Annotated in this window: 10 protein-coding genes; 4 read left to right on the top strand and 6 right to left on the bottom strand. The window is 53.1% G+C overall.

Going from position 1 to position 13,639, the window contains the following annotated elements; translation table 11 throughout:
- Positions 1-92: 92 nt before the first annotated feature.
- The gene (locus BGE37_RS05440; protein WP_074501063.1) at positions 93-1,685 is read left to right on the top strand and encodes an ABC-F family ATPase; all 1,593 of its coding nucleotides are present in this window, start codon (positions 93-95) and stop codon (positions 1,683-1,685) included.
- A 249-nt stretch (positions 1,686-1,934) separates the two neighbouring features.
- Here the strand turns inward: BGE37_RS05440 and BGE37_RS05450 are convergent, their stop codons facing one another.
- The 4 genes from BGE37_RS05450 to BGE37_RS05465 all read right to left on the bottom strand — a co-directional run bounded on the left by BGE37_RS05450 (position 1,935) and on the right by BGE37_RS05465 (position 7,638).
- Positions 1,935-3,194: a DUF1479 domain-containing protein gene (locus BGE37_RS05450; protein WP_105277049.1), complete on the bottom strand. Its 1,260-nt coding sequence runs from the start codon at positions 3,192-3,194 to the stop codon at positions 1,935-1,937.
- Between the two features lie 151 nt (positions 3,195-3,345).
- Positions 3,346-4,161, bottom strand: a complete 816-nt coding sequence (gene ybiV, locus BGE37_RS05455) for a sugar-phosphatase YbiV (RefSeq protein ID WP_105277050.1) — start codon at positions 4,159-4,161, stop codon at positions 3,346-3,348.
- Between the two features lie 139 nt (positions 4,162-4,300).
- A complete protein-coding gene (locus BGE37_RS05460; protein WP_105287849.1) occupies positions 4,301-6,733 on the bottom strand; it encodes a glycyl radical protein in 2,433 nt (810 codons plus the stop codon).
- Positions 6,734-6,738: 5 nt separating this feature from the next.
- Positions 6,739-7,638: a glycyl-radical enzyme activating protein gene (locus BGE37_RS05465; protein ID WP_105287850.1), complete on the bottom strand. Its 900-nt coding sequence runs from the start codon at positions 7,636-7,638 to the stop codon at positions 6,739-6,741.
- A 130-nt stretch (positions 7,639-7,768) separates the two neighbouring features.
- Between BGE37_RS05465 and fsa the strand changes: the two genes are divergently transcribed.
- Positions 7,769-8,431, top strand: coding sequence for a fructose-6-phosphate aldolase (gene fsa / locus BGE37_RS05470; RefSeq protein WP_105287851.1), 663 nt, complete (start codon positions 7,769-7,771; stop codon positions 8,429-8,431).
- A 178-nt stretch (positions 8,432-8,609) separates the two neighbouring features.
- Here the strand turns inward: fsa and moeB are convergent, their stop codons facing one another.
- Together moeB and moeA are read right to left on the bottom strand one after the other, a co-directional pair.
- A complete protein-coding gene (moeB, locus tag BGE37_RS05475) occupies positions 8,610-9,359 on the bottom strand; it encodes a molybdopterin-synthase adenylyltransferase MoeB (protein ID WP_105271712.1) in 750 nt (249 codons plus the stop codon).
- Positions 9,359-10,594 (bottom strand): molybdopterin molybdotransferase MoeA, encoded by a 1,236-nt coding sequence (moeA, locus tag BGE37_RS05480; RefSeq protein ID WP_001550883.1) that lies wholly within the window; start codon positions 10,592-10,594, stop codon positions 9,359-9,361. Before moeA ends, moeB begins: the two co-directional genes overlap by 1 nt.
- Positions 10,595-10,797: 203 nt before the next feature.
- On the opposite strand from moeA, the gene iaaA reads away from it, so the two are divergent.
- Both iaaA and gsiA read left to right on the top strand, forming a co-directional pair.
- On the top strand, positions 10,798-11,763 hold the full coding sequence (gene iaaA, locus BGE37_RS05485; protein WP_105287852.1) for a beta-aspartyl-peptidase: 966 nt from the start codon (positions 10,798-10,800) through the stop codon (positions 11,761-11,763).
- On the top strand, positions 11,750-13,621 hold the full coding sequence (gene gsiA / locus BGE37_RS05490) for a glutathione ABC transporter ATP-binding protein GsiA (protein WP_105287853.1): 1,872 nt from the start codon (positions 11,750-11,752) through the stop codon (positions 13,619-13,621). The genes iaaA and gsiA overlap by 14 nt, the downstream gene beginning before the upstream one ends.
- Positions 13,622-13,639 lie beyond the last annotated feature (18 nt).

Below are 13,639 nucleotides of genomic sequence, written 5' to 3' on the forward strand. Positions count from 1 at the left end.
GGAAGAGTGTAGACCTTAAGCGGGGGACGGGATCTTCTTTCAGACTTATGGCATAATACGCGGTTTGTCATATCTCTTTTCAGGATACGCCTGTGTTAGTTTCCAGTAACGTCACCATGCAGTTCGGCAGTAAGCCGTTGTTTGAAAACATTTCCGTCAAGTTTGGCGGCGGCAACCGTTACGGCCTGATTGGCGCGAACGGTAGTGGTAAATCCACCTTTATGAAGATCCTCGGCGGCGACTTAGAGCCGACGCTGGGTAACGTTTCCCTCGATCCCAACGAGCGCATTGGTAAATTGCGTCAGGATCAGTTTGCCTTTGAAGAGTTCACCGTGCTGGATACGGTGATCATGGGGCATAAAGAGTTGTGGGAAGTGAAGCAGGAGCGCGACCGCATCTATGCTTTGCCGGAAATGAGTGAAGAAGACGGCTATAAAGTGGCCGATCTGGAAGTGAAATACGGCGAAATGGACGGTTACTCTGCGGAAGCTCGCGCCGGTGAACTGTTGCTTGGCGTGGGAATTCCAGTGGAACAGCACTACGGCCCGATGAGTGAAGTTGCTCCTGGCTGGAAGCTGCGTGTGCTGCTGGCGCAGGCGCTGTTTGCTGATCCGGACATTCTCCTGCTCGACGAACCGACCAACAACCTCGACATCGACACCATTCGTTGGCTGGAACAGGTGCTGAACGAGCGTGACAGCACCATGATCATCATCTCGCACGACCGTCACTTCCTTAACATGGTTTGTACCCACATGGCGGATCTGGATTACGGTGAACTGCGCGTTTATCCGGGCAACTACGATGAGTACATGACGGCGGCGACTCAGGCGCGTGAACGTCTGCTGGCTGATAACGCCAAGAAGAAAGCGCAGATTGCTGAGTTGCAATCTTTCGTTAGCCGCTTTAGTGCCAACGCCTCGAAATCTCGCCAGGCAACTTCGCGCGCACGCCAGATTGATAAAATCAAACTTGAAGAGGTGAAAGCCTCCAGCCGTCAGAACCCGTTCATCCGTTTTGAACAGGATAAGAAACTGTTCCGTAACGCGCTGGAAGTGGAAGGTCTGACCAAAGGGTTTGATAACGGTCCCCTGTTTAAAAATCTCAACCTGCTGCTGGAAGTGGGTGAAAAACTGGCGGTACTGGGTACCAACGGCGTCGGTAAATCAACGCTGCTGAAAACGCTGGTGGGCGATCTGCAACCGGACAGCGGCACCGTAAAATGGTCTGAAAACGCGCGCATTGGTTACTACGCCCAGGACCACGAATATGAGTTCGAAAATGATCTGACCGTATTCGAATGGATGAGTCAGTGGAAGCAGGAAGGCGATGACGAGCAGGCGGTACGCAGCATTCTCGGTCGTTTGCTGTTCAGCCAGGACGACATCAAAAAACCAGCTAATGTGCTTTCCGGTGGGGAAAAAGGGCGGATGCTGTTTGGTAAGTTAATGATGCAGAAACCAAATATTCTAATCATGGACGAACCGACCAACCACCTGGATATGGAATCTATCGAGTCGCTGAACATGGCGCTGGAACTGTATCAGGGAACGCTGATCTTTGTTTCTCACGACCGTGAGTTTGTAAGCTCCCTGGCGACCCGCATTCTGGAAATCACCCCGGAACGCGTGATCGACTTTAGCGGTAATTACGAAGATTACCTGCGTAGTAAAGGGATCGAGTAAGTTATTATCAGTAGCCCTGATAGGGTCAGGGCTACTGAAACTGATGACAAATGCAAAATTGCCTGATGCGCTACGCTTATCAGGCCTGACAGCGTATCGCAATATATTGAATTTTCAGGACTTTGTAGACCGGATAAGGCGTTAACGCCGCATCCGTCATGAACAAAGCGCACTTTGTCAGCAATCAGAGCAACACCGAACCTGCTTTCTTAACCTCACATCAATTCACTTCTACTAATCCATCACCTCTCAAACATCCATGCCCAGCGCGCGCTTACCGTGAATGTTCAGATCATCCAGCGTAAATCGGCCATCCCAGTTTGCTTCATAATCTTCTCGAGGGAAATCGCCCGGTGATGCCCCTTTTTCCAGTGCTTTCCTGACGTTATGCGCATAAGCCCGGTTTTTCTCACACATCGGCGCGGCAGGGATATACATCACATTCCCCCAGCCTTGTTGATTATTTACCGGTGCGACGGAGTGGATCACGTCGCAGTGCCACCAGACGGAATCCCCCGCTGTAATAGCTGGAATGGAAGTGAGTGCTTTAATCAGTAGTGGATGCCATCTCTCTGAAATGGGCAGAACTTTGCCAGGAGCGACCCCACACAACTCATCGTCCGGTACGTCATCCAGCAGTGGGCGCAATAAAACATACGCCATCGCTTCCGGGATTGGCACCACATGCAATAATCCCTGTCCTGGTAACATATCGGAAAGCGCCGTCCAGCCTTGAAAAGTGCGGAACACCGAACATTTTGTGGTGTTATCTACCGTGTACTCTTCAACATCAGTACGGTATGCAGCATCCCACGGATCGTAATCGTCGACATTACCGTTGAAAACATGGGCAAAAACACGCTGATAAGCGGGTAATAACCAACGTTCCAGCGCCCCAGAATCAGTGTGTGCACCCAGACCTTTAGACGTCGTGCCTGGTGGGCGGCGGCGGATCCTGTCCGGATAGATCACGCTAATATCGGGATCAAACCACTGCCTGCCGTTGCTTTCAGACTTCCACAGGCGGTTAAGGAAAGATTGCAGCGCCGCCATATTGTCACTTTGTCGCGCCTGCATTTGTGCCTGCGACCAGTAAATAGGGTAGATTTCAGGACGAGATGCCTCCAGCGATCCAAAGAAGCTGTCGCCGGGACCTTTATAAACATCATCAAAATGATTGGCATCAAGATAGTCAAGCATTGCGCGATCCCATGCCAGTGCCTGTTCGCGGGGGAAATGGCCTTTAATTACTGCACAGCCGCGACGTTTAATTTCATTGCGCGTGGCTTCACTCACTGTACCTGCTGCAACGTCGCTATATGGGACTTCCGGCCAAACCGGTAATCCTTGCCCTTTGAGGGCGTCTATTTCTGCTACACGTGCTTCGATTTTTGCAGAGAGTTTATCGAAGACCTGTTGTACATCGCCGATCTGTTGTCGCAGCTCCGCTTTCATCTTACGGATAGCCGTTTTCGCATCTGTTGGCAGTGTCTCATAGGTAAAAGTCATATCAACCTCACAACTTTCGTTCGAAAGTGAAAATAGTTATGATTGATACTTTAAGTTAAAAATAAGTTAACGCAAGATGAAAATCTTGAGTAAGTGCACAAAGTGAGCAAAAAAGAGAGATGCCGGAACGATTGCTCCGGCCGGGAAAAGGTTACTTATTGAAAGGAGCGGTGTTATCCAGCACCGCCTGAATCACATTCAGCGCGCCTTCATGATTATTATCATCGGTAGCGTAACGGGAGATTTGTTTAATGTTTTCCGCAGCATTGCCCATCGCAAAGGAATAACGCGCCATTTTCAGCATCTCCGCATCGTTACCGCTGTCGCCAATCGCTACCACATTTTGCGGTGACAGATCCCAGCGTTTCAGTAACCGCGAAATACCATTCGCTTTATGCAGGCCAGGAATAATCAGGTCGATAAAGCCAAAACCACTGGTGACGGGCTTCATAATGCCATCGAGCGTAATATGCAGTTTGTCGATCACTAACGGGATTTGTTCGTCAGGCAGGTTGAGCGAAAACTTGAACAGTACATCATCAATATCCTGGTAATCTTTCACAGGTTTCAGACGATGGTAGTGTTTTGCCATTAGCGCGACGAATGCTTCTGGCGCATTCTCACTGACATACGCGCTTTGCAAACCGCAGGCAACAAAATTGAGCTGCTTGTCTTTCAGCAGTTCACCAATGACAACTCTTGATTCATGTCGGGTCAGTTCGCCGTGGAACAGTTGCTTGCCATGTTCGTAAACCAGTGCGCCGTTTTCCGCGACAAAAGAGATCTCATCCTTTAGCTCAGGAAAGAACGAAATAAGCTGGTAATACTGATTACCGCTGGCGACAACGAACTCAATGCCGCGCTTTTTAAGTTCCTGATATTGCACCATAAAACGCTCATTGTTGTACGTTTTGGCGTCGCTCAGAAAAGTACCGTCCATGTCTGTGACGATAACTTTTACGCTCATAGATGTGCTCCTGACAATGAATGCAAACCGCCACAGTGTAATGACAATGTGACGCGGAGCACAAATTTATTTCGGATTAAAATAATATCGATGGGATGAGTATTTTCGCCCGGCAACAACCGTTACCGGGCGAAGGAGATTACAGCATATGTTCAGTACGGGCGATGATATCGTCCTGTGCGTCTGGAGAGAGCGCAGTGAAGAAGGCGGAATAACCCGCTACGCGCACCACCAGATCGCGGTACTGATCCGGATGCTTTTTCGCTTCCAGCAGCGTTTCGCGGGAAACGATGTTGTACTGAATATGCCAGCCTTTATGCACCTCAAAGAAGGTACGTAGCAGGATCATCAGTTTCTGCTTGTCAGATTCGTTCTCCAGCGTTGCCGGATTCAGTTTCTGGTTGAGCAACACGCCGCCGAGAATCGCTGCCGTAGGCAGTTTACCCACCGAGCCAATGACCGCAGTAGGGCCAAGATGATCAGTACCGGAAGCCGGGCTTGCGCCTTCTGCCAGCGGGGTGTGGGCTTTACGCCCGTCCGGCGTTGCCATAGTTTGCGCGCCAAACGGTACGTTAGCGGAGATAGACGACGTACCCGCGTAATAGTTGCCGCCAATCGGACCACGACCGTAGCGCGGATTATGGTACTGCTTCAGTTCGTCGATATAGGTCTGATAAGCGCGAGCCAGCAGCGTATCGACAGTATCATCGTCGTTGCCGTACTTCGGCGCGCCGTTAATCAGCCGCTGACGCAGCTGCTCGTGCGTCAGGCCGTCGAAGTCATCCGCCAGTGCGGCAGCCAGTTGTTGCTGACCAATCGCGCCCTGTTCAAACACCAGTTTCTTCACTGCCGCCAGGCTGTTGCCGAGGTTAGCAATGCCGACCTGCAGGCCCGATACCCAGTCATATTTCGCGCCGCCTTGCTTGATACTTTTCGCTCGCTCAATGCAGTCATCCACCAGCGCCGAGCAGAGAATATCGTGCACGTTCTCTTCCAGCATGGTGTCGACGACATATTCGATTTCGATTGATTTACGGGTGTAATAACGGATTTGCGTGTCCCACGCGTCCATCACTTCATCGAAGTTGTTGAAGTTACCCGCTGACAACGCTTTTTCTTGTGGCAGGAACACTTTGCCGCTGGTGGCATCACGACCGCCTTCCAGCGCCGCCAGCATCACGCGGGCGAAGTTGATAAAGCTCATCCCGGTGCAGCGATAGCCCCATTTGCCACCGACGGCGGTTTCGATACAGCCAATCGCCGCGTAGTCGTAAGCGTCCTGCGGTTCAATACCGAGTTTAATAAATTCCGGGATGACGATTTCGTCGTTGTTGAACGCGGGCATCCCGAAGCCGCAGCGAATCACCTGTACGCAGGCATCGAGGAAATCGTTACTCATTCCCGCGTGGTAGCGCACGCTGAGGTTAGGCTGCGTCGAACGCAGGCGACCGCAGGATTCAAGGATCGCGTAAGAGAGTGGATTCACCGCGTCCATCGGCTGACCATCAACCAGATTTTGCCCGCCAATGGTGACGTTCTGATACAGCGGACTTCCCGCAGAGGCTTTTGAGTGCGAGCCGGAGCGGATCTTGTTCACTTCCAGCAGTTTCAGCCAGCAGCTATGCAGCATCTCGATGGCGTGTTCGCGATCCAGCGTCTGGTTCAGTTCAACGTCGCGGCGATAGTACGGGTAGAGATACTGGTCCATACGACCAAACGATACCGAGTGTCCGTTGGATTCGATCTGCAAAATCAACTGGATGAAGTAGCACAGTTGCAGCGCCTGCCAGAAAGTCTGCGGCGGCTGGTGGGCGATAAGGTCGCAGTTTTCGGCCATCGCCAGCAGTTCATCGCGACGGCTTTCGCGGGGTTCGGTAACGGCCATTTCACGCGCCAGGGCAGCGAAACGTTCAATATGTTCACTGACCGCCACCAGCACGATATCAATCGCTTTCAGGAACTGCTCGCCGTGCAGATCTTCCAGCACGGTCAGGTTAATACGCGAGCGGCGCTCCGCCACTTTCTCGCGCAAACCATCAAGCCCTTTTTCCAGCAACAGTGGGAAATTGACCGCCAGGTGCGCATCGCCGGAGGTCATATTACCTTCCGCTTTAATGATACCGGTCGCCAGCAGGCCTTTTTGCTCATCGGTAAACATGCCATAGCAGCGATCCTGTACCGTCTGACCGCGCCACCACGGGCACACTTCATGCAGAACGCGTTTGTTCTCTTCGCTCACCGCAAAACCTGCACCCGGACGATCCGCCAGATCATCAATCTCTTTTTCGATCCAGGAGACGGTATATTCCGGGAAGATCGGCGCGGCGCGAACTTTGCTTGCCTGGTTGCCGATGATCAACTCATCGTGCTTGATCCAAATAGTGCGATTCGCCAGGTGATGGGCCAGCGCCAGAGCGCGACGTACCGGGATCGGCTTATCGAGATGTTGTTGATACATCTCGGTATAGTGCTGCGCGCGCTCGGTACAGACCGGCGGTTTCACAATATTCACCAGCGCATTTTTGTGCGCTTTAATGCGGTCGCTGAGCGTGTCCAGTTTCAGTGTGGTCATGGTTGTTATCCTCGTAAGGTCGCGGTTAACCCTTTCTGGCAGGCATACTGCAGGGCAAAGTCGAGCAGTTCTGGCGCATCAAGCGGTTTTTCCGGGGCGTCATAGGGCAGATTAAGTAAGTGATATTTGTTGATGCCCAGCGTGTGGTAGGGCAGGAAATGAATTTCGCCGACGTGCAGCTCGTCGGCGGCAAAATCGGTAATGGCTTTCACAGAGGTTTCATCGGCATTAAAGCCCTGAATCAACGGCACGCGGATGATGATTTTTTTCCCCGCCGCTGCGAGTTTTTTCAGGTTATCCAGCACTCTGGCGGCGTTACCGTCGGTCCACTGTTTAAACGGCACGTCGGCAACGTGTTTTAAATCGGCAAGAAACAGATCGATATACGGCAGAGAAGGGGCGATGTATTTCCACGGCACATGCAGACAGGTTTCTACCGCAGTATGAATACCGGCTTCGTGGCTGGTTTGCAGTAGCCCCATCGCCATTTCCGGCTGCATAAACGGCTCACCACCGGAAAGCGTTAAGCCGCCGCCGCTGCGATCGTAAAACGGTTTGTCGCGCAGAACGGTCGCCATGATCTCCTCAACGCTTTTCACTTCACCACACACGGTTAACGCCTGTGTCGGGCAGCAGTCGGTTAACGCCGTCAGATGCTCCGGGGTTAACTTTTCCCGATGAATAAGCAAACCATTCAGCGCGCGCTCAATCACTTCCGGCGCGGTCTTAGCGCACAGCTCGCAGCCTTCCAGACACAGACGTGCGTCATACAGAAGATCCTGCGTGCGGGCGCGGCTTTCCGGGTTCTGACACCAGCGGCAGCCCAGTGAACAGCCTTTAAGAAAAACGACCGTGCGGATACCGGGGCCGTCATGGGTCGAGTAGCGCTGAATATTGAAAATCATAGTTGCCTCTCTGTTTCGTTCAAACATTAAAATACTTTCGAATGAAAGTTAGATTGATGTGCGTCAACTGTTCAGAGAGTTTTCCCGTGATAGTCTACATTCAGACAAAAAGTACATTTTGAGGATGGTTATGGAACTGTATCTGGATACTTCAGACGTTGTTGCGGTGAAGACACTGTCACGTATTTTTCCGCTGGCGGGTGTGACCACTAACCCAAGTATTATCGCCGCGGGTAAAAAACCGCTGGAGGTGGTACTTCCGGAGCTTCACGAAGCGATGGGCGGTCAGGGGCGTCTGTTTGCCCAGGTAATGGCTACCACTGCCGAAGGGATGGTGAATGATGCACGTAAACTGCGTTCTATTATTGCAGATATCGTGGTGAAAGTTCCGGTGACTGCCGAGGGGCTGGCTGCTATTAAAATGTTAAAAGCAGAAGGTATTCCGACGCTGGGTACGGCAGTGTATGGCGCGGCACAAGGGCTGCTGTCGGCGCTGGCAGGTGCGGAGTACGTTGCACCTTACGTCAACCGAATTGATGCTCAGGGCGGTAGCGGTATGCAAACTGTGACCGATTTACACCAGTTATTGAAAATGCATGCGCCGCAGGCGAAAGTGTTAGCCGCGAGTTTTAAAACCCCGCGTCAGGCGCTGGACTGCTTACTGGCAGGATGTGAATCAATTACTCTGCCACTGGATGTGGCGCAGCAGATGATTAGCTATCCGGCAGTTGACGCCGCCGTGGCGAAGTTTGAGCAGGACTGGCAGGGGGCTTTTGGCAGAACGTCGATTTAACAGGACGTTCTGCATCCTCATCAATTGCTGATAACGTGGTGGAGTGCACCAACGCTTGCCGCGCCTGGAAATCTGCGCCCGAACCGTAGGCCAGATAAGGCGTTCACGCCGCATCTGGCGTCTGGAGCAAATGCCTGATGCGACGCTTGTCGCAACTTATCAGGCCTGGGGCTGGCAATTACTGCCCGCACACCTCACACCCCGGGTTACGCATCAGTTTCATTTCGCGAAACTGGCAGGTCATCGCATCGTACATGACGATTTTCCCGCTGGCCGGTTTGCCATAACCTGCCAGCAGTTTGATCGCCTCCATTGCCTGCAACGAACCAATTACGCCGATCAACGGTGCCATCACGCCTGCTTCTACGCAGGTTAGCGCGTTCTCGCCAAACAAACGGCTAAGGCAGCGGTAGCACGGTTCGCCGTCCTGATAAGTGAAGACCGTGATTTGTCCTTCCATACGAATTGCCGCCCCGGAAACCAGCGGCACCTTTGCGGCAAAACAGCCAGCGTTCAATTGATTACGTACCGCAACGTTATCCGTGCAGTCGAGCACCAGATTGTGTTCAGCGATCAATGCAGCAAGCTCCACGTCATCAAGCAACGCATTTACCGGCGTAATCGCGATATGTGGATTGATCCGCGCCAGTGCGTCTCGGGCGGATTCCACCTTCGGTTGCCCGACCGTGGCATCACTGTGCAGAGTCTGGCGTTGCAGATTCGAGAGCGAAACCGTGTCGAAGTCGAGCAGCGTCAGGTTGCCGACACCGGAGCTTGCCAGATACTGCGAAGCTGCACAGCCGAGTCCACCGAGGCCGACGATCAGCACACGAGAATCTTTTAGCGCCTCCTGACCGTCAAAATCAAAACCGCGCAGAATGATTTGCCGGTTGTAGCGCAGCATCTCCTGATCGCTGAGTTCCGCCATTACAGGCCTCCGAATAACGCGTTAAACGGTTCTACTTCCACCCATTCGCCCGCTTCTACATTGCCGCGCTCGCGTTCCAGTACGATAAAGCAGTTGCCGAGGCTAAAAGAGCTAAATATATGTGAGCCCTGATGCCCGGTGGTGGTGACTTCCAGTTCACCGTCAGCATTACGTTGCAGCACACCACGTTGGAAATCAAGGCGACCAGGCGTTTTCTTGAGGCGAGAAGCCGTGCGTACGCGCTGACGCGCTGGCAGGCCGCTGGCGGTGTTGCCGCTCAATTTTGCCAGTAACGGCTGTACCAGTTGATAGAAGGTCAGCGTTGCTGAAACCGGATTACCCGGCAGGCCGCAGAACCAGCTATTGCTGAGTTTACCGAACGCGAACGGTTTACCTGGTTTAATCGCCAGCTTCCAGAAGGCGATCTCCCCCAGCTCTTCAAGAATGGTTTTGGTGTAATCCGCTTCACCCACTGAAACACCGCCGGAACTGATCACCACATCTGCCTGGCTATCGGCTTCAATAAAAGCGGCGCGCAGGGCATGGGGATCGTCGCGGATAATCCCTAAGTTGATTACCTCGCATCCCAGCTGTTCTAACATCAGGTGTACGGCGAGACGGTTGGTATCGTAGATTTGGCCGTCGCCCAGTGGCTGGCCTGGCAACTGGAGTTCATCACCGGTAGAAAACAGCGCTACACGCACTTTACGAATCACCGGAACTTCGGCAATCCCCAGTGAAGCAATTACTGGCAGCTCTGCGGTAGTCAGGCGTGTTCCCGCTGGGAAAACAACCGCACCCGCAGAGATATCTTCACCGCGACGGCGAATATTTTGCCCGCTACGCACTTCAGCAGTAAAACGCACGCCAGCGTCAGTCTGTTCGGTCTGTTCCTGCATCACCACCGCTTCGCAGCCTTCCGGCACCGGCGCACCGGTCATAATACGAATGCAGGTACCCGCAGGCCATTCACCATGGTACGGCTGACCGGCAAAGGATTTACCGGCAACGGGCAGCGGTTGCCCGGAGGCGATATCGGCTAAACGCACCGCGTAGCCGTCCATAGCGGAGTTATCAAACCCCGGGACATCCAGTGGCGAAACGACATCGCTCGCCAGAATACGACCAAAACACTGTACCAGTGGCAGCGTTTCCTGGGCGGTCAGTGGGGTAACGCGAGAAAGCATCTCATTAAGCGCGGTGTCGAGCGACATCAATCCGGTGGTAAATTCCATGAAAACACTCCTGCGGAGGCAAAATCGAATTTGCCTATTATGTCAGAAAAACGCCACAGACTGTATGCCACCTCGGGCGTAGCGCTGGCTCCTGCCTTTACATGCCATATCCATCTTTCTATATTCAAAAATTGAATGAGTAATTCATAAAAATTCTGATATTTATAGCAAAAGTGGCGAGCCATCCTTAATGGACGAATACTATGGGCAAAGCAGTCATTGCAATTCATGGTGGCGCAGGTGCAATTAGCCGCGCGCAGATGAGTCTGCAACAGGAATTACGCTACATTGAGGCGTTGTCTGCCATTGTTGAAACCGGGCAGAAAATGCTGGAAGCGGGCGAAAGTGCGCTGGATGTGGTGACGGAAACGGTGCGTCTGCTGGAAGAGTGTCCACTGTTTAACGCCGGAATTGGCGCAGTCTTTACGCGAGATGAAACGCATGAACTCGACGCCTGTGTGATGGATGGTAACACCCTGAAAGCCGGTGCGGTGGCGGGCGTGAGTCATCTGCGTAATCCGGTTCTTGCTGCCCGCCTGGTGATGGAGCAAAGCCCGCATGTGATGATGATTGGCGAAGGGGCAGAAAATTTTGCGTTTGCTCATGGCATGGAGCGCGTCTCGCCGGAGATTTTCTCCACGCCTTTGCGTTATGAACAACTCCTGGCAGCGCGCGAGGAAGGGGCAACGGTTCTCGACCATAGCGGTGCGCCACTGGATGAAAAACAGAAAATGGGCACCGTGGGTGCCGTGGCGTTGGATTTAGACGGCAATCTGGCGGCAGCCACGTCCACAGGCGGAATGACCAATAAATTACCCGGACGAGTTGGCGATAGTCCCTTAGTGGGCGCCGGATGCTACGCCAATAACGCCAGTGTGGCGGTTTCTTGTACCGGCACGGGCGAAGTCTTCATCCGCGCGCTGGCGGCATATGACATCGCCGCGTTAATGGATTACGGCGGATTAAGTCTCGCGGAAGCCTGCGAGCGGGTAGTAATGGAAAAACTCCCTGCGCTTGGTGGTAACGGTGGCTTAATCGCTATCGACCATGAAGGTAACGTCGCGCTACCGTTTAACACCGAAGGAATGTATCGCGCCTGGGGCTACGCAGGCGATACGCCAACCACCGGTATCTACCGTGAAAAAGGGGACACCGTTGCCACACAGTGATGAACTTGATGCCGGTGATGTGCTGGCGGTTGAAAATCTGAATATTGCCTTTAGGCAGGACCAGCAGAAAATAGCTGCGGTCCGCAATCTCTCTTTTAGCCTACAACGTGGTAAGACGCTGGCAATTGTTGGCGAATCCGGCTCTGGTAAGTCAGTGACTGCGCTGGCACTGATGCGCCTGTTGGAACAGGCGGGCGGTTTAGTGCAGTGCGATCAAATGCTGTTGCGGCGGCGCACTCGCGAAGTGATTGAACTTAGCGAGCAGAGCGCTGCACAAATGCGCCATGTGCGCGGTGCGGATATGGCAATGATATTTCAGGAGCCGATGACATCGCTGAACCCGGTATTTACTGTGGGTGAACAGATTGCCGAATCAATTCGTCTGCATCAAAACGCCAGTCGTGAAGAAGCAATGGTCGAGGCGAAGCGGATGCTGGATCAGGTACGCATTCCGGAGGCACAAACCATTCTTTCACGTTATCCGCATCAACTCTCTGGCGGGATGCGCCAGCGAGTGATGATTGCGATGGCACTGTCATGCCGCCCGGCGGTGCTGATTGCCGATGAGCCAACCACCGCGCTGGATGTCACTATTCAGGCGCAGATCCTGCAATTAATCAAAGTATTGCAAAAAGAGATGTCGATGGGCGTTATCTTTATCACTCACGATATGGGTGTGGTGGCAGAGATTGCCGATCGGGTACTGGTGATGTATCAGGGCGAGGCGGTGGAAACGGGTAGCGTCAAACAGATTTTTCATGCACCACAACATCCTTACACCCGTGCGCTGTTAGCTGCTGTCCCGCAGCTTGGTGCGATGAAAGGGAGAGATTATCCCCGACGTTTCCCATTGATATCGCTTGAACATCCAGTGAAACAGGAACCACCCATCGAGCAGAAGACGGTAGTGGATGGCGAACCTGTTTTACGGGTGCGTAATCTGGTTACCCGTTTCCCTTTGCGCAGTGGTTTGTTGAATCGCGTGACGCGGGAAGTGCATGCCGTTGAGAAAGTCAGTTTTGATCTCTGGCCTGGCGAAACGCTATCGCTGGTGGGTGAGTCTGGCAGCGGTAAATCCACTACCGGGCGGGCGTTGCTGCGCCTGGTCGAATCGCAGGGCGGCGAAATTATCTTTAACGGTCAGCGAATCGATACTTTGTCACCCGGCAAACTTCAGGCATTGCGTCGCGATATTCAGTTTATTTTTCAGGACCCTTACGCTTCGCTGGACCCACGTCAGACCATCGGTGATTCGATTATCGAACCGCTGCGCGTACACGGTTTATTGCCAGGTAAAGAAGCGGCTGCACGCGTTGCGTGGTTGCTGGAGCGCGTGGGCCTGTTACCTGAACATGCCTGGCGTTACCCGCATGAGTTTTCCGGCGGTCAGCGCCAGCGCATCTGCATTGCTCGCGCGTTGGCATTGAATCCAAAAGTGATCATTGCCGACGAAGCCGTCTCGGCGCTGGATGTATCTATTCGCGGGCAGATTATCAACTTGTTGCTCGATCTCCAGCGTGATTTCGGCATTGCGTATCTGTTTATCTCCCACGATATGGCCGTGGTAGAGCGGATTAGTCATCGTGTGGCGGTGATGTATCTCGGACAAATTGTTGAAATTGGTCCACGGCGCGCGGTCTTTGAAAACCCGCAGCATCCTTATACGCGTAAATTACTGGCGGCAGTTCCGGTCGCTGAACCGTCCCGACAACGACCGCAGCGTGTACTGCTGTCGGACGATCTTCCCAGCAATATTCATCTGCGTGGCGAAGAGGTTGCAGCCGTCTCGTTGCAATGCGTCGGGCCGGGGCATTACGTCGCACAACCACAATCAGAATACGCATTCATGCGTAGATAACATTCAGGCGGAGAATAA

This window comes from Escherichia sp. MOD1-EC6300, assembly GCF_002965045.1.
GTDB classification, from domain to species: Bacteria; Pseudomonadota; Gammaproteobacteria; order Enterobacterales; family Enterobacteriaceae; genus Escherichia; species Escherichia coli_F.

Excerpts from the sequence above, each read along its gene's own strand:
- BGE37_RS05450 (WP_105277049.1), bottom strand. The coding sequence starts at position 3,194 with ATGACTTTTACCTATGAGACACTGCCAACAGATGCGAAAACGGCTATC.
- ybiV (WP_105277050.1), bottom strand. The coding sequence starts at position 4,161 with ATGAGCGTAAAAGTTATCGTCACAGACATGGACGGTACTTTTCTGAGC.
- BGE37_RS05460 (WP_105287849.1), bottom strand. The coding sequence starts at position 6,733 with ATGACCACACTGAAACTGGACACGCTCAGCGACCGCATTAAAGCGCAC.
- BGE37_RS05465 (WP_105287850.1), bottom strand. The coding sequence starts at position 7,638 with ATGATTTTCAATATTCAGCGCTACTCGACCCATGACGGCCCCGGTATC.
- fsa (WP_105287851.1), top strand. The coding sequence starts at position 7,769 with ATGGAACTGTATCTGGATACTTCAGACGTTGTTGCGGTGAAGACACTG.
- moeB (WP_105271712.1), bottom strand. The coding sequence starts at position 9,359 with ATGGCGGAACTCAGCGATCAGGAGATGCTGCGCTACAACCGGCAAATC.
- moeA (WP_001550883.1), bottom strand. The coding sequence starts at position 10,594 with ATGGAATTTACCACCGGATTGATGTCGCTCGACACCGCGCTTAATGAG.
- iaaA (WP_105287852.1), top strand. The coding sequence starts at position 10,798 with ATGGGCAAAGCAGTCATTGCAATTCATGGTGGCGCAGGTGCAATTAGC.